17 protein-coding genes are annotated in these 16,700 nt (G+C 35.5%); 11 read left to right on the plus strand and 6 right to left on the minus strand.

What is annotated here, in order from left to right:
* The first annotated feature begins 69 nt into the window (after positions 1–69).
* Positions 70–1,938 carry an Nramp family divalent metal transporter gene (locus ACIDC4_RS14500; RefSeq protein WP_412044817.1) on the plus strand — a complete coding sequence of 623 codons (1,869 nt, stop codon included), beginning with the start codon at positions 70–72 and terminating at the stop codon, positions 1,936–1,938.
* Between the two features lie 92 nt (positions 1,939–2,030).
* A complete protein-coding gene (locus ACIDC4_RS14505; protein ID WP_412044818.1) occupies positions 2,031–2,684 on the plus strand; it encodes a metal-dependent transcriptional regulator in 654 nt (217 codons plus the stop codon).
* Between the two features lie 342 nt (positions 2,685–3,026).
* Here the strand turns inward: ACIDC4_RS14505 and ACIDC4_RS14510 are convergent, their stop codons facing one another.
* The 6 genes from ACIDC4_RS14510 to ACIDC4_RS14535 form a co-directional block, all read right to left on the minus strand.
* Entirely contained in the window at positions 3,027–3,425 is a 399-nt protein-coding gene (locus ACIDC4_RS14510; RefSeq protein ID WP_055094364.1) for a hypothetical protein, read from the minus strand.
* A 161-nt stretch (positions 3,426–3,586) separates the two neighbouring features.
* The gene (locus ACIDC4_RS14515; protein ID WP_412044819.1) at positions 3,587–4,369 is read right to left on the minus strand and encodes an enoyl-CoA hydratase/isomerase family protein; all 783 of its coding nucleotides are present in this window, start codon (positions 4,367–4,369) and stop codon (positions 3,587–3,589) included.
* A gap of 10 nt (positions 4,370–4,379) precedes the next feature.
* Complete coding sequence (locus ACIDC4_RS14520) at positions 4,380–5,795, minus strand: ATP-binding protein (protein ID WP_230040871.1); 1,416 nt, start codon at positions 5,793–5,795, stop codon at positions 4,380–4,382.
* 131 nt (positions 5,796–5,926) lie between these two features.
* Positions 5,927–6,475 carry a CopD family protein gene (locus tag ACIDC4_RS14525; RefSeq protein WP_230033927.1) on the minus strand — a complete coding sequence of 183 codons (549 nt, stop codon included), beginning with the start codon at positions 6,473–6,475 and terminating at the stop codon, positions 5,927–5,929.
* 92 nt (positions 6,476–6,567) lie between these two features.
* Positions 6,568–7,581 carry a ferrochelatase gene (gene hemH / locus ACIDC4_RS14530; RefSeq protein ID WP_412044820.1) on the minus strand — a complete coding sequence of 338 codons (1,014 nt, stop codon included), beginning with the start codon at positions 7,579–7,581 and terminating at the stop codon, positions 6,568–6,570.
* A gap of 235 nt (positions 7,582–7,816) precedes the next feature.
* Positions 7,817–8,689, minus strand: a complete 873-nt coding sequence (locus tag ACIDC4_RS14535; RefSeq protein ID WP_412044821.1) for a helix-turn-helix domain-containing protein — start codon at positions 8,687–8,689, stop codon at positions 7,817–7,819.
* Between the two features lie 227 nt (positions 8,690–8,916).
* On the opposite strand from ACIDC4_RS14535, the gene hemA reads away from it, so the two are divergent.
* From hemA to tnpA, 9 genes are all read left to right on the plus strand, one after another.
* Positions 8,917–10,167, plus strand: a complete 1,251-nt coding sequence (gene hemA / locus ACIDC4_RS14540; RefSeq protein WP_412044822.1) for a glutamyl-tRNA reductase — start codon at positions 8,917–8,919, stop codon at positions 10,165–10,167.
* A 110-nt stretch (positions 10,168–10,277) separates the two neighbouring features.
* Complete coding sequence (gene hemC, locus ACIDC4_RS14545) at positions 10,278–11,201, plus strand: hydroxymethylbilane synthase (RefSeq protein WP_412044823.1); 924 nt, start codon at positions 10,278–10,280, stop codon at positions 11,199–11,201.
* A complete protein-coding gene (locus tag ACIDC4_RS14550; protein WP_412044824.1) occupies positions 11,201–11,875 on the plus strand; it encodes a uroporphyrinogen-III synthase in 675 nt (224 codons plus the stop codon). The genes hemC and ACIDC4_RS14550 overlap by 1 nt, the downstream gene beginning before the upstream one ends.
* Before the next feature lie 121 nt (positions 11,876–11,996).
* The gene (gene hemE, locus ACIDC4_RS14555; protein ID WP_230033937.1) at positions 11,997–13,022 is read left to right on the plus strand and encodes a uroporphyrinogen decarboxylase; all 1,026 of its coding nucleotides are present in this window, start codon (positions 11,997–11,999) and stop codon (positions 13,020–13,022) included.
* Positions 13,023–13,109: 87 nt separating this feature from the next.
* Positions 13,110–13,805 carry a hypothetical protein gene (locus tag ACIDC4_RS14560; RefSeq protein ID WP_412044825.1) on the plus strand — a complete coding sequence of 232 codons (696 nt, stop codon included), beginning with the start codon at positions 13,110–13,112 and terminating at the stop codon, positions 13,803–13,805.
* Between the two features lie 6 nt (positions 13,806–13,811).
* Entirely contained in the window at positions 13,812–14,189 is a 378-nt protein-coding gene (locus ACIDC4_RS14565; RefSeq protein WP_230033941.1) for a hypothetical protein, read from the plus strand.
* A 2-nt stretch (positions 14,190–14,191) separates the two neighbouring features.
* Positions 14,192–14,737, plus strand: a complete 546-nt coding sequence (locus tag ACIDC4_RS14570) for a GNAT family N-acetyltransferase (RefSeq protein ID WP_412044826.1) — start codon at positions 14,192–14,194, stop codon at positions 14,735–14,737.
* A gap of 131 nt (positions 14,738–14,868) precedes the next feature.
* Positions 14,869–15,771: an oxygen-dependent coproporphyrinogen oxidase gene (hemF, locus tag ACIDC4_RS14575; RefSeq protein ID WP_412044827.1), complete on the plus strand. Its 903-nt coding sequence runs from the start codon at positions 14,869–14,871 to the stop codon at positions 15,769–15,771.
* Positions 15,772–16,085: 314 nt separating this feature from the next.
* Positions 16,086–16,544 carry an IS200/IS605 family transposase gene (gene tnpA / locus ACIDC4_RS14580; RefSeq protein ID WP_412044828.1) on the plus strand — a complete coding sequence of 153 codons (459 nt, stop codon included), beginning with the start codon at positions 16,086–16,088 and terminating at the stop codon, positions 16,542–16,544.
* Positions 16,545–16,700: the final 156 nt, after the last annotated feature.

Consider the following 16,700-nt stretch of genomic DNA (forward strand, 5'->3'; position numbering starts at 1 on the left):
AGACTTGTCTAAAAATATTGTTGCGCGAATATAATTTTTCTATATATTTGTTCAAACAACATTTTTACAATGGGTAAATCTTTAGAAGAAGTTCACCAATCGGTCGCGACACAGCATAAAAAAACAGGTTTCAGAAAAATATTAGCCTTTTTAGGCCCGGCATATTTAGTAAGTGTAGGATACATGGATCCCGGAAACTGGGCAACAGATATTGCCGGAGGTAGCCAATTTGGGTATTCCCTACTTTGGGTTTTGCTAATGAGTAACTTAATGGCTTTACTCCTTCAAAGCTTAAGTGCCCGACTCGGAATTGTAACGCAACGTGATTTAGCACAGGCTTCGAGAGAAACGTATTCGAAATTCATCAACTATATTTTATATTTTCTGGCCGAAATCGCCATTGCGGCTTGTGATCTGGCCGAAGTATTAGGAATGGCGATTGGTATCAACCTACTTTTTGATATTCCGCTGATCGAAGGTGTTTTGATCACCGTTTTAGATACTTTCTTATTGCTCTTCTTAATCAATAAAGGAATCCGAAAAATGGAGGCTTTTATTATTGTATTAGTTGCCATCATTGGTTTTTCTTTCATTTTCGAAATGATCTTTGCAGAACCGGAACTGGATAAAGTTTTTTACGGACTTATTCCGTCAATGCCTAATTCTGCTGCTTTGTATATCGCTATCGGGATTATTGGAGCAACGGTAATGCCTCACAACTTATATCTGCATTCTTCTCTAGTTCAAACCCGAAAATTCGACCGAACTCCGGCCGGAATTAAACAGGCTCTGAAATACAATCTTATCGATTCGACAATTGCCTTGAACCTTGCCTTTTTTGTAAACGCTGCCATTTTAATTTTGGCTGCAGCCACATTTTACAAAAACGGAATGTTTGAAGTTGCCGAAATTCAGGATGCGCATCAATTTCTGGAACCTTTGTTGGGAACAAAATGGGCGCCTATTTTATTTGCAGTCGCCTTAATTGCCGCAGGACAAAGTTCGACCGTAACAGGAACTTTGGCCGGACAAATTGTAATGGAAGGATATTTAAATTTAAGGATTCAGCCTTGGGTTCGCCGAATCATTACCCGTTTGATTGCCATTGTTCCGGCCGTTGTCGTAATTTTAATTTATGGAGATGGCGTAACAGGAAAATTACTGATTCTGAGTCAGGTGATTTTGAGTTTACAATTAGGATTTGCGATTATTCCGTTGATTCACTTTGTGAGTGATAAATCTAAAATGAAAGGTTTTCATATTTCAAGAACGACTCAAATTGCAGCCTGGATTATTGCTCTGATTATCGTTTCGCTAAATGCAAAATTGGTTTACGATGAAATTACTTCCTGGCTAGACAATTCAAGTCATCCAATAATTCTGTGGTTTACCGTGGTTCCGCTTGCCTTTGCCTTTCTTGCTTTGCTATTGTATATCATTGCAAAACCTTTTATCGCAAGAGCAAAATCGAATATCGAGAACCATTCGCCTCATCATTTAAAATTGGTTTATACACCAAAAGAAAGTTACGGCAAGAAAAACATAGCCATTTCAGTCGATTTTTCTAAAGCCGATGAAGCTGCACTTAACAATGCGTTCGAATTGGGCGGAATCGATGCGCAATACACCTTAATTCATATTGTAGAAACGGTTGGCGCCTTAATGTACGGCGGCCATGTTGACGATCACGAAACTACCATCGACGAAAAATTATTATTAGAATATAAAGAGATGCTTTCGCAGAAGGGCTTCAGGATCGAAACAGAACTTGGTTTTGGAAAACCTAACACCGTGATTCCGAAGATTATTAATGCAGGAAGTTTTGATATTTTAGTCATGGGAACCCACGGCCACACTGGATTAAAAGATATTTTATTTGGTACAACCGTAGACAAATTGAGACATAAAATTTCAATACCTTTGTTGATTGTTAAATAAAGCTTCTGAGATACTAAGTTGCTAAGATTTTTTCTTAAAGATTCTTAGCTTAGAAACTTAGTATCTCAGAAACTTAGAAACTTAGAAAAAAAATGACTTTCTCAGAAGAAAACTATCTAAAATCGATATATCATCTTACTACTTCTAACGATTCAGAAGTAAGCACGAACGCTATTGCGGAAATGATGGAGACTAAAGCTTCATCGGTTACGGATATGCTTAAAAAGCTTTCTGAGAAGGATTTAGTAAATTATAAAAAATACCAGGGTGTTTCTTTGACCGAAAATGGTAAACTCGCCGCTAAAATGATTGTTCGAAAACATCGTTTATGGGAAGTATTTTTGGTTGAAAAACTGAATTTTTCCTGGGATGAGGTTCATGATATTGCAGAACAACTGGAACACATCAAATCTGAACAATTGATTAATCGTTTGGATGATTTTCTGGGAAATCCTACCGAAGATCCGCATGGTGATCCTATTCCTGATGCAAATGGAAGAATTGTTAAGATCGAGAAACACTTGCTTTCTGAATTAACAGAGAACCAAACCGGAATTTGCGTGGGTGTAAAAGATACTTCATCTGAATTCCTGAAATATCTGGATAAGCAGGAAATTGCTTTGGGTTCTCAAATTGAACTTTTATCTAAAGAATCTTTTGATTTATCTGTTAAGATTAAAATAGATGGTCGTGAATTGTCTATTTCGAATAAAATTGCTTCTAATTTGTTTGTGAAGCTGGTTTAATGTTATTTCACAGAGAACTCTGCTCATTTTTGTCATCCCGAGGAACGAGGGATCTCCACAAGAAACTAACGCAACGAATTTTACTTTGTCGAGCTACTCCTGAAGATCCCTCGTTCCTCGGGATGACAAAAATGCGGTTATGCTCACAGAAATGAATTATAACAAAACAGGGCTTCGACTTCGCTCAGCCTGACAAACTAGGCGTTATACTTTATGATGCAAAAGTTTCATCAACGTCGGTTTTTAGCCCCGATAGAAGTGGAAATCCTTTTGTGCCGGGGTTCGGCACAAAAGATTGGAACGAATAGCGGGATTAGCTCCTAAAAACCAATCCCTTCATTATTAAACAATTCCCTTCTCGATCATTTCTAACATTACCGGCGAAGCGTTTTTAAACGTTGGTTCTTGCTCGATAATACTTCCTGCGTTTTTCTTGTTTACCTTAAACGTTACGTCATTATCTGTGGTAAACAACAAAGCGGTCAAAAACGGATTTTTGATGTAGGTTCCCAAAACCAATAAAGCCTCGTCTAAAGTGTGTGTACTTTCGATTTCTTCGGTTTTGTAACGGGTTGTTAAGGCGATCGAATAGGTATTGTCTTCGTTTATTGCCAAACGGAAATAGATGTTTTTAATCTCGGTATCACCGATTGTTTTTGCAAGGGTTAGTTTGGCAAAAGTTCCGGCTTTGATGCTTTCTTTGACGCGTTCGCAAAAAAGAGCGAATATTGGTTCGTACATTTTTTTAAGGTTCTAAGGTTCTGAGATGCTAAGGTTCGAAGTTTTTAAAACCTTTGTCTATATTTAACCGCAAAGTTCGCTAAGATTTACGCAAAGGGCACAAAAAAATTAAAAAACTTTGCGAACCTTGCGTAAACCCTTGCGAACTTTGCGGTTAAGAATTATTTTCCTGTAAATTCAGCTTTACGTTTTTCTAAAAATGCTATCGTTCCTTCTTTAAAATCCTGAGTTCCGAAACACTTTCCGAATGATTTTATTTCGGTTTCGAAGCCGTCTTTACCGTCTTTATAATTGGCATTGATTGCTTTTATTGCTTTACTAATCGCAAACGGAGCATTTTTTATGATTTTTTGAGCAATTACTTTAGTAAAGTCCAATAATTCAACTTGTGGCACTACGTGATTTACTAAACCGTATTGTTTGGCTTCTTCGGCAGAAATCATGGCTGCTGTCATGATCATTTCCATTGCGCGGCCTTTACCTACTAATTGTGGCAAACGCTGCGTTCCGCCATAACCTGGAATTAATCCTAAAGTTACTTCCGGCAATCCCATTTTGGCATTATCTGATGCTACTCTAAAGTGACATGCCATTGCTAATTCTAATCCGCCACCAAGAGCAAAACCGTTTACGGCAGCAATTACGGGTTTCTTTAGGTTTTCGATATAATCAAAAAGCGATTCTTGTCCTTCGGCGGCTAATTGTGCGCCTTCGATAATCGTATAATTGGCAAATTCTGAGATATCAGCTCCGGCAACGAACGCTTTTTCGCCAAATCCTGTTAGTATAATTACTCGGACATCATCGTTTTTGCCTAATAATTTAATGGCTTTACTCAAATCGCTGATTGTCGCTTTGTTCAAAGCATTTAACTTTGTAGGTCTATTAATGGTTACGGTTGCAATTTTGTCTTCAATCGAGATTAAAAGATTTTCGTAGTTCATGACGGTTAGTTTATGAGTTTGTAATGGGTAAAGAAACTCTGAATGTGGTTCCTTTTCCGTATGTTGATTCAAAGGTAATTGTTCCTTTGTAATTTTCGATAATGTTTTTTATAATTCCTAGACCTAGTCCCATTCCGCTGGTTTTGGTAGTGAATTTTGGTTCGAAAATTCGGCTTGTATCTTGTTTCTGGATTCCGATTCCGTTGTCTTTTACAGCAATCTCTACATTATTGTCTCTGCGTTTTACCGTTACAACAATAGATTTATGAAACTGACTTTCCGGAATAGCCTGCGTGGCATTTTTAACGAGATTGGTAATCACACGAATCAATTGTGTACGGTCCATTTTTGAGATGATTTCCTCTTCTTCGCTTTCGAAAACAATATAATCTTCGTTGAAAATATCCAAGGCCAATTCAACAACCTCAACTACATTTAAGGTTTCGTTTTGCTGCGCCGGCATCGAGGCAAAATTCGAAAATGCCGAAGCGACGGCTGTCATCGTATCTATTTGCTGAATTAAAGTTTCGGAATAATCGTTTAATTTCTGCTTTACATCCGGTGCCGTTGGATCAAACTTGCGCTGAAAGCTTTGCACCGTTAAACGCATTGGCGTAAGCGGATTTTTAATTTCGTGTGCGACTTGTTTTGCCATTTCTCGCCAGGCTTCTTCACGTTCGCTTTGCGCTAATTTTATCGCACTGGTTTCCAACTTATCGACCATTCCGTTATACGCCTTTATCAGGAAGTTCACTTCCTTGCTATTGGCTTCTAATACGATTTTCTCGTTTTTCTGATCCAAATTGGTTTCTTCTAAACGATCTGAAATGGTTTTTAGTGATTTTGTGATATAAGTCGAAAGAAAATACGCCAAAGCAAATGCCACAACCAGCATAAAAGAATAGACCTGACTTAAACGAATCAGAAAGGTATTCAATTCGTTATCATAATAACCGTCGTCTTCTAAATACGGAAGATTTAAAATTCCAAGTGGTTTGAATTTTTCGTCTTTGATTAAACTATAAGAAGATCTGTTCTTAACTCCGTCGATGGTTTTAATATCTACAAAACGCTTTTCGATCGAAGAACGCACTAATTTCAGGATATATTCCGGAATTGGCGGCGCTACTTTATCAACCGCAAAAGATTCTTTTGATGATTTTAGTAATTTCCCGTCAAGGCTGTAAATATTGATTTCAATTTTGTGAATCTGAGCCAGTTCGTGGATTTTATCTTTAAAAATAAGGTCCAGATTTCCTGTTTTTAAAGGATAAGTTGTAGTAGAAAGCACATAATTGATGTGTTCTTTTACCGCATTTTCTTTGCGCTCCAGACGTTCCTGATGGTATTCTTTGGCCTCATTTTTAAATTGAATAATCGAAATGGAAGCCAATAAAAACGATGCTACAACTATCAATACAATCATCGAAAGGAAAATCCTGACACGCAATGAAAGCATCGACATTTTGAAGTTGTTCAGCATATATTTTTAGTATTCAGTCTCAGTTTTTAGTCTCAGTATCAGCATAAACTGAAAACTGTGACTGCGACTGAAAACTATTTTCTTTCTCTTATTCTTTTATAAAATCGGAAACCCAGCATTATTAAAACCGAAAATAAAATGATTCCGATAACACCGAAAATCCAGTTGATGGCACTTTTTAAAATTACTAAAAAAACCACTGCAAAAAGTATAATCGTGGCACCTTCATTCCATAAACGCATAAAATTGTTGGAATATTTTACCTCGTTATTTTGTAATTGCCTGAAAATTTGATGGCATTTTAAATGGTACAAATACAACAAGAACACGAAAGCCAACTTTACATGCATCCATGGCATTTTAAGCCAGGCTTGTCCTAAGTCTGTAAAAAACAACATCCAAAAAGCAAAAATACTCGCCAAAATTGCTGATGGCCACGTAATAATGTACCACAAACGGTAGGTCATTATTTTGTATTGCGCTTGTAAAATCTCTTTTTCAGGTGAAGGTTTTTCATTGGCTTCGATTTGGTAAACAAACAAACGCACAATGTAAAACAAACCCGCAAACCAGGTTATTACAAAAATAAGATGCAGCGATTTCAGATAGTTATAATACTCCATTATTATTTGTTTCAAGTTTAAGGTTTCAAGTTTTTTTAAAGTTGATTTTCATGCAACAATCTTTCTTCTTTACTCTTTACTCTATTTTCTAATTATTTAGCCCATTCGTTAATCCAATTCCCAACAGTTTCGCACCATTCGTCATCGTCATTCAAACATGGGATTGCTAAGAATTTATCTCCTCCATTTTTCTCGAAATCTTCTTTGGCGCGCATGGCGATTTCCTCAAGAGTTTCTAAACAATCAGATACGAAAGCTGGTGTTACAACTGCAAGATTCCTGATTCCTTTTCCTGGCATTTTATCGATTTCAACATCAGTATAAGGTTCTAACCATTTATCACCCGCTAAACGTGACTGAAATGTCAGGCTGTATTTATCTTCAGGAAGTCCTAATAATTTCACGACTTGTCTTGTAGTTTCGTAACATTGGTGACGGTAACAGAAATCGTGTGCCGGTGAAGGCGTGTTACAACAAGAACCATCGATTTTACAGTGCGATTTCGTTACATCGGTTTTACGAATATGACGTTCCGGGATTCCGTGATATGAAAACAATAAATGATCGTAATCAAATCCCACTAGGTGTTTCTGAATCGAATCGGCCAAATTCTTGATGTAATCCGGTTTGTTGTAAAACGCAGGAACATCAGTAAAAGTCATTTGTGGAAATTTCTTTTTACGGATTTCTTCTGCTTTCACTAAAATAGTCAAAGTCGAAGCCATTGCGTATTGCGGATACAAAGGGAAAAGCAATACTTCTGTAACGCCTTTATCGTGCAATTCCTGAAGTCCTTTTTCGATTGTCATACTTCCGTAACGCATAGAAAGTGCTACCGGAACATTTACCAGAGGTTGTACTTTTTTCTGCATTCTTTCAGAAAGGACTACCAAAGGAGAACCTTCTTCCCACCAGATTTTTTTGTACGCGTGTGCTGATTCTTCCGGTCTTTTTCTTAAAATAATTCCACGAACCAACAAAGCTCTTAATAAATACGGAACATCTATCACGTATTTATCCATTAAAAATTCGTCTAAATACGGTTTTACATCTTTTGGTTCCGGACTTTCTGGAGATCCTAAGTTTACTAATAATACGCCTTTCATTTATTCTTTGCTTTAGGCTTTAAGCTCTAGGCTTTAAGCATTTAATTTGTTTTTAAAAATTTCGTCAAAAGTAGAACTTGCAACTTTTTAGAAATATGATAATTATTATTATTTATTTATTGTTGAATATACAAAATCAATTTGCTAGCTATTGGCACACGGATTAAACGGGTTAAACAGGTTTTCGCAGATAATTGATTCGTGCTAATTCGTGAAATTAGTGTTTGATAAAACTCTAAACATTCGTATTAATTGACATCAAATACTTCTTTGGAGTTGTAGCAAACTTTTTCTTGAATGCCGCTATAAAGTGACTTCCGGTGCTGTAGCCTATTTTCAACCCTACTTCGTTTACATTATAAGATCCGCTGTCGAGTAGTTTTCGGGCGAAATCCATTTTATAATCGAATAGAAATCCATAAACCGTATCGCCGTAAATTTGTTTGAAACCCATTTTCAGCTTCTTCAAATTCAAACCAATTTCATCTGCCAGTTCTTGTAATCCAGGCGGTTCGGCCATATTGGCGATGATAATTTCTTTTGCTTTTCGGATTTTCAGCACGTTATCTTCATCAATCAAAAACGGACATTGTTCTGCGTTTGGATCTCCTGTTCTGTTAAAATACAAACTCAGTAATTCGTATCCTTTTCCTTTATAATAAAGGTTTTTTATCGACGGATGTAAGTTATAGTGAAATAGTTGACTCAAAACAATCGCCATAGACGGACTGATATTTCCTTCGTTATAATACTTTTTGTCCTTATTATCCGGACTTAAAAAAGTAATATAGTCTGCTTCTGCAGAAAACAACGCGTGAAATTTCTTAATCGAAACAATCACAGAAATTACCCAGGAATTTGGAGCCAACTCTAAATTCAATGGTAATTCTTTCTGCGGATTGTATAAAAGCAACGATTTTTCTTCTTTTAAATCTAAAGCATAACTGCCCTGATTGAACAAGAATTTGGCATTCCCTTTTATCCCGAAATGAAACTGTATCAGGCCACTACCTACTTCGTGTTGTCCGAAAAAAGGTTCTGAACTGTCATTTTGAAAACGAATAAGCGTAAAGTCGTCTTCAATTTTAATAATTTCCTGAGAACTCATAGCGATATTTTTTTAGTACAAAAATCAAAATAACCGTAGTTTCTTATTTAGAATCACTCTAAACAAAACATTTCTAATCAATTGATTTTGCTACAAAAATACTTCTTTTTGCATAAAAACAGTCGTTTAGAAACAAAAAATCACGCAGCGATACAAAAAGTACTTTGAGCGTTACTTTTATAAAGACTATAGTGATAATTTTGTTGCACTTTTATGAAAGTGAATTTATGGAAAACAATAACGTACCTAAACATCTTTATTTTTACTCAGTTGGTCTGAGTTATAAAAAAGCTGATGCTGAGGTAAGAGGTAAATTTAGTTTGGATGCAATTGCAAAAACGCGTTTGCTGGAACAGGCTAAAGAAGAAGGAATTGAAAGTTTGATTGTCACTTCGACCTGCAACAGAACCGAGATTTACGGTTTTGCAGAACATCCATTTCAATTGATAAAACTAATTTGTGATAACAGCAACGGTTCTGTTGATGCTTTTCAGAAAGTTGGTTTTGTTTACAAAAATCAGGAAGCTATTAATCATATGTTTCGTGTAGGAACTGGCTTAGACAGTCAGATTCTAGGCGATTTTGAAATTATATCTCAAATTAAAACCAGTTTTGCCCATTCTAAATCTATGAACTTAGCAAATGCTTTCTTAGAAAGATTGGTAAACGCGGTAATTCAGGCCAGCAAAAAGATCAAAAACGAAACTGAAATTAGTTCAGGCGCAACTTCGGTTTCTTTTGCATCGGTACAATACATTCTTAAAAATGTAGAAGATGTTGGCAATAAAAATATCTTACTTTTTGGAACAGGAAAAATCGGAAGAAATACTTGCGAAAATCTTGTAAAACATACCAAAAACGAACATATTACTTTAATAAACAGAACGAAAGATAAAGCTGAGAAATTGGCCGGAAAACTAAATTTGATTGTTAAAGATTATTCGGAGTTACACTTAGAACTTCAAAAAGCGGATGTAGTGGTTGTCGCTACAGGTGCTCAAAACCCAACGGTTGACAAAGCCATTTTGAATCTAAAAAAACCTTTATTGATTTTAGATTTATCAATTCCTAAAAACGTAAACGAAAACGTAGAGGAATTAGAAGGTGTAACTTTGATTCACATGGATTATTTGTCCCAATTGACAGATGAAACTCTTGAAAACAGAAAATTACATATTCCTGCTGCCGAAGCGATTATCGAAGAAGTAAAAGAGGAATTTGTTACCTGGACAAAAGGAAGAAAATTTGCTCCAACTATAAATGCTTTAAAAGAAAAACTGAATGCTATTAAAGTTTCGGAATTAGATTTTCAAAGCAGAAAAATTGCAGATTTTAATGAAGCTCAGGCTGAAATCATCAGTAACAGAATCATCCAGAAAATCACTACTCATTTTGCCAATCACTTAAAAGACGACGATACCATGGTGGATGAAAGCATCGAATGGATCGAAAAAGTCTTTAAAATAAAAGCATCTTAAAAACATAAACTCCTTTCACCATATAAGTTATATAAGTTCATTTAATTATAGTTGTTTACGCATTGCTTAAATTTACTTATATAACTTATATGGTGGAAAAACAGTAAAAAATGGCTGAAAAAACAATCAGAATTGGAACTCGCGATAGCGAACTAGCACTTTGGCAAGCACATACTGTCGAAAAAAAACTAAATGATTTAGGTTATAAAACCGAAATTGTTGCAGTAAAATCTACAGGCGATATTATTCTTGACAAACCTCTTTACGAACTCGGAATCACCGGAATTTTCACTAAAACTTTAGATATTGCTATGATTAATGGCAGTATTGATATTGCGGTTCATTCTATGAAAGATGTTCCAACAGCTTTACCAAAAGGAATTGTTCAGGCGGCAGTTTTAGAAAGAGCCAATGTTTTGGATATCTTAGTTCATAAAGGAAATCCTGATTTTGCTAATCCAAGTACTATTGCTACCGGAAGTTTACGTCGTCAGGCGCAATGGTTTAATAAATACCCAAATCATACGGTGGTTGATTTACGCGGAAATGTAAATACCCGTATGCAAAAATTAGAAGACAATAACTGGGACGGAGCTGTTTTTGCTGCTGCAGGTTTGGAGCGCATTAACCTAAAACCAGGAAACTTTATAGATTTAGATTGGATGATTCCGGCACCTGCACAAGGCGCAATGCTCGTTGTAGCAATGGAGAACGACAATTATACACTGGATGCGCTTTCGCAATTGAACCATATCGAAACGGAGATTTGTACCTATATCGAACGTCAGTTTTTAAGAACGCTGGAAGGCGGTTGTACCGCGCCAATCGGAGCTTTGGTGAAATATAATGAAGATGAAGACACATTGCATTTTCAAGGCGTTTTACTTTCGGTTGATGGAAAACAAAAATTAGAAATCGATAAAACGGTTGATATTGCCGAATGGAAAAAACTAGGTTTCTTTGCTGCTCAGGAAATTTTAAATAATGGCGGAGCAGAATTGATGGCATCTATTAAAGAATCTTTAAAAAAATAATGGCAAAATCAATTCAAATATTATCTACGAAAAAGCTGTCGGGCGAACAAAAACAAGCATTGGTAAAAGCCAATATTGAAGTAACCGAATCTGATTTTATTCAAACCCAAAACAAACCTTTCGAACTAAAAGACCTCAACGAAAATCTGATTTTCACGAGTCAGAATGCGGTTCACAGTGTTTTAGCTGATCCAAAATCTGAACAACTGAAAAGTAAAAATGTATTTTGTGTTGGCTTAAAAACCAAAATTCTTTTATCAGAAAGCGGATTCAATGTTGTGGCGTATACCGGTTACGCAGCTGATTTAGCCGAAATCATCACTTTGATTTACCGTACTGAAAGCTATACTTTTTTTAGCGGAAATCTTCGCAGAGAAACTTTACCACAAGCTCTAAAAGAGGCTGATGTGAAATTTAATGAAATTCAGGTTTATGATACTTCATTAACGCCTCAGAAAATAAAAACTACTGTTGACGGAATACTATTTTTTAGTCCTTCCGGAGTTGAAAGTTATCTGAAAGACAACACGATAAAGAAAGAAAAGTGCTTTTGCATTGGAGAAACCACTGCAGAAGCTTTGCATAAAATTACAAAAAACATCATTATTGCAGATCAGCCAACGGTTGAAGACGTAATCGAAGATGTAATTGCTGAATACAGCAATAAGCTTTAAGCCTTAGGCCAAGCACAAAAATTTATATAGCAATACGCTTTTAGGCTTTAAGCCGTAAGCAAATAATAAAACAGAAAACAACGCTTAAAGCCTAAAGCTTAAAGCCTAAAGCAACAAAAAAATGTTAAAAAACGACCTATTTTTAAAAGCATTAAAAGGAGAAACTGTTCAACGTCCGCCAGTATGGATGATGCGTCAAGCCGGAAGATATTTACCGGAATTTATCGCTTTACGTGATAAATATGATTTTTTCACAAGATGCCAAACTCCTGAATTAGCAGCAGAAATCACAGTTCAGCCTATTCGCAGAATTGCACCGGATGCAGCAATTTTATTCTCAGATATTTTGGTTGTTCCGCAAGCAATGGGAATCGAAGTTTTGATGAAAGAGAATTTTGGTCCGTTTGTACCAAATCCAATTCGTTCAATGGCAGATGTTCACAGAGTTTATGTTCCGGACATTCAGGAAACTTTAGGGTATGTAATGGATGCCATTAAATTGACTAAAGAAATGCTGAACGACGAAGTACCATTAATTGGTTTCGCTGGTTCGCCCTGGACCATTTTCTGTTATGCTGTTGAAGGAAAAGGTTCTAAAAGTTTTGATACTGCAAAAGGTTTCGCTTTCTCAAACCCTGCTGCAGCACATACATTATTACAAAAAATTACAGATACAACTATTTTATACTTAAAAGAAAAAGTAAAAGCGGGAGTTGATGCCGTTCAGATTTTTGATTCTTGGGGAGGAATGCTTTCTCCGGTTGATTACCAGGAATTTTCATGGAAATACATCAACCAAATCGTTGAGGCTTTGGCAGATCACGCTCCGGTAATTGTTTTCGGAAAAGGATGTTGGTTTGCTCTTGGCGAAATGGGTAAAAGTAGAGCTTCGGCACTTGGCGTAGACTGGACATGTTCACCTAGAAATGCGCGTTATTTGTCTGGTGGAAACATTACTTTACAAGGAAATTTCGATCCGTCAAGATTGCTTTCTCCAATTCCTACCATCAAAAAAATGGTTCACCAAATGATTGACGAGTTCGGAAAAGATAAATATGTTGTAAATTTAGGTCACGGAATTTTACCAAATATCCCTGTAGACCACGCAAAAGCGTTTATTGACGCGGTGAAGGAATACGGGAACTAAATAGAGTATTCGGTTTTCAGTCGCAGTTTTCAGTCTACTTTTAAGCTGAAAATTGCGACTGAGACTGAAAACTAAAAAAAACCTTAGATGTTCGCAAACCTAAACTTCAGCAGAAACTCGCCCTTTTCTTTTGTAGAATATGCATTTCAGGCGTATTATGCGACTGTGTTTTTGATGGTTTGGCTGCATCCGGAAGAACATCCGGTAAGTCTTATAAATGATTTGGCTATTCTAATGGCTTTCGAATTTATTATGGTGCATTCAGGAGTTTTTATGGCGGTTATGCCTAAAAAATTGTCGCTTTTTGTGTTTTTTCCGATGTACGGATTGTTCGCACTGGCTTTTCATCATTCTGTCATTAATACCAATATTTTATATATTTATTTGCTAACGGTTTTAAACCGAATGCGTTTTGCTTTTTCTGATGTTAGTCCGGAAATTCGGGCTATGCAAATAGGAAAATCTGTTGCTAAAGCAATGTTGTACTTCTTTTTGATTTTTGCAGTTAGTTTTGGAAATAGTATAATTCCGCAATTTGGATTAACAGAAGAATTTTTAGAAAAATCTAAGTATTTTGACACTGTAAAATCAAGCGGATTGTTTATAGAAAAACCATATGTACCAATATCTATGGGCTTTATATACTACTCTTTACCGGTTTTGTATTTTATTTATAGAACTATCAAAAGTTTTGGAAGAAATAATAGTGATACTTTTCAGGAAGAGAAACTCATTTTTAGCAAAACAACCTACACTCAGAAGTTTAAATCGGATAAAAGATAAAAAATCATGCTCAACAAAGGTTTAAGAGACGAAGAAAGTATTAGAATAGAGAATACTCTAAGAACTTTGCATGCGTTAATTTTTGTTCCAAAATTTTGGAATGCCGAAGATACGAGTCTTATAGATGAACAGCTAAAGAGTTTTGGCTTAAGCCTGGAAAGAACAATTGAAATCCCTGAAGAAGATCTAATTCTTCTCTTACAACAATGTCATCTCGACTGGAATCAACAGGAACAATTTGCAGATATTTTGATAGGATTGTCGCAGGAAAAACAATTTGATTTTTTAGGAAAAGCACTTGCTATTTACCAATATATCCAAAAAGAAAGCAAAGTTTTTTCTTTTGGAATAAATACTAAAATTGCCTCGGCTAAAAACAAATAGACATGAGTTTTACAGATTGGAGAATAGACCGAATTGAACATGTTTTGCCTAAAGAATTTTACAATTTAGTAAATAAAAACAGTAATCATATTGGAAAAACTTTCCCACTAACTCTGGCCAATTCCGATTCATTAAAAAAAGCAGAAGATTTTCTGGAAGTCAGTCGTAATAAAGAAAAAACCAAGGAAGGTTTTTATTTTTACGCAAGAGATATCCAAACCCACAATTTAATTGGTTATTTGTGTGTAAAAACCATTGATTACCGCATTTCGAAATGTGAATTAGGTTATTTTGTTGATGAAGATTATCAGGGAAAAGGAATTACATCAAAAATGGTTGTGGATGCACTTGATTTTTGTTTCAACGAATTGAAGATGAACAAGGTTTTCATCTGTACTTCAGAAATTAATTTAGCAAGCCAACGTATTGCATTAAAACATAATTTTAAACAAGAAGGAATTTTGCGGGATGAATTTAGAAATGGTGACGGCGAACTGCAGAATACTGTTTATTTCGGATTGCTTAAATCAGAATATAATAAAACATAAACTTCTTAAAAACATGTAGAATGAGTGGGTTACAAATTATAACTAACTGAAATTTTAAGAAAAACAGGTAAGAAAGTGGTCAATAAATTAAATGCTATTGATTATTTGAGAAACAAAAAAGAATTGGAATAATGAAAGATAAATTTTACGCATACATACAAAAACTACAAGACCAGATTTGTGCCGGATTAGAAGCTGTTGACGGAACTACAAAATTCCGTGAAGATCTTTGGAAACGACCTGAAGGCGGAGGCGGAAGAACCAGAGTTATTGAAAACGGAAATGTTTTTGAAAAAGGCGGTGTCAACATTTCGGCCGTTCACGGAAAATTACCGGAAGCCATGCAAAAAATGTTTGGTGTTGGCGAAGCTGATTTTTTTGCCTGCGGATTAAGTTTGGTTTTACATCCAAAGAATCCAATGACGCCAACCGTTCATGCCAATTGGCGTTATTTTGAAATGTATGACGAACAAGGAAAAGTAATCGAACAATGGTTTGGCGGCGGACAGGATTTAACGCCTTATTATTTGTTTGAAGAAGATGCCAAACACTTTCATCAAACCTGTAAAACAGCTTGCGATAAGCACAATCCGGAGTTTTATCCAAAATATAAAAAACAGTGCGACGCTTATTTCTGGAATGCTCACAGAAATGAAGCACGCGGAATTGGCGGTTTATTCTTTGATTATTGCAAAGCAAATGAACAAATGTCGATGGAAGACTGGTTCAGTTTTGTAACCGAAGTTGGCGATAGTTTCCTAGAAGCTTATGTTCCTATTGTAGAAAGAAGAAAAAACCTGGAATATACTCCTGAAAACAGAAACTGGCAGGAAATCCGTCGTGGCCGTTATGTTGAATTTAATTTGGTTCATGACAAAGGCACTTTATTTGGTTTAAAAACCAACGGAAGAATCGAAAGTATTTTGATGAGTTTGCCTCCGCACGTGCAATGGGTTTACGATCATCATGCAGAAGCAGGAAGTGACGAAGAGAAATTAGTGAATGTGCTAGAAAATCCTGTTGACTGGATTTAATACAATTAAAACGTATAGTGGTAATCTATTGATAGCGGTTTTGTAAATTTATTTTATTGAAAAATTATTAAATAAATATGTCGCTCCGATGGAGCTCGAATGTAATAACTAATATTTTTCTATAAATATTGCGCTTCTCCGAAGCTATTAAAAGCTATAAGTTTCAATCAGATGCATATTTGCAAAAGTATAAATCAGAACATTCGTCTGGAAATTTTTAAAATGAAAAGTCCCAGCGGGACGATATATTTATAGAAACCTATAGGTTTATTTTAATGAACCCCAGCGGGGTGACATATAAATCAAAACTTACTATGGCAAATACCTATTCTCAATTATATATTCATATTGTATTTGCGGTAAAAGGCAGGCAAAACTTAATCGCAACAGTTTGGAAAGATGAAATCTATAAATTTATCACCGGAATCATCACAAATAAGCAACAGAAACTAATTGCTATTAACGGAATGCCTGATCATGTCCACATCTTGATCGGAATAAAACCTGATAAATCTATATCTGATTTAGTTCGGGATATAAAAGCAAATTCGTCAAAATTCATAAATGATCAAAAGTGGATTAATGGAAAATTTGAGTGGCAAACAGGATTTGGTGCTTTCTCATATAGTCACTCTCAATTGACAAATGTTATTAATTATATCCAAAATCAAGAAGAACATCATAAGACAAAAACGTTTAAAGAAGAATATGTTGAGTTTTTAAAATTGTTTAATGTAGAATTTAAAAATGAATATTTATTTGATGATGTTTGATTTTCGGGATTGTAAATAATTATATTCCGCTCCTCTGAAGCTCAAATTCTGTGCATCTAATTTTTTCTATAAATATATCGCTCCTCTGGAGCTCAAATTCAGACCCGGCAATGTGGGTAAATTGCTCGACTGGAGCTTTAAAAATGTAAAAGACAG

This window comes from Flavobacterium sp. C3NV (assembly GCF_046825355.2).
Lineage (GTDB): Bacteria > Bacteroidota > Bacteroidia > Flavobacteriales > Flavobacteriaceae > Flavobacterium.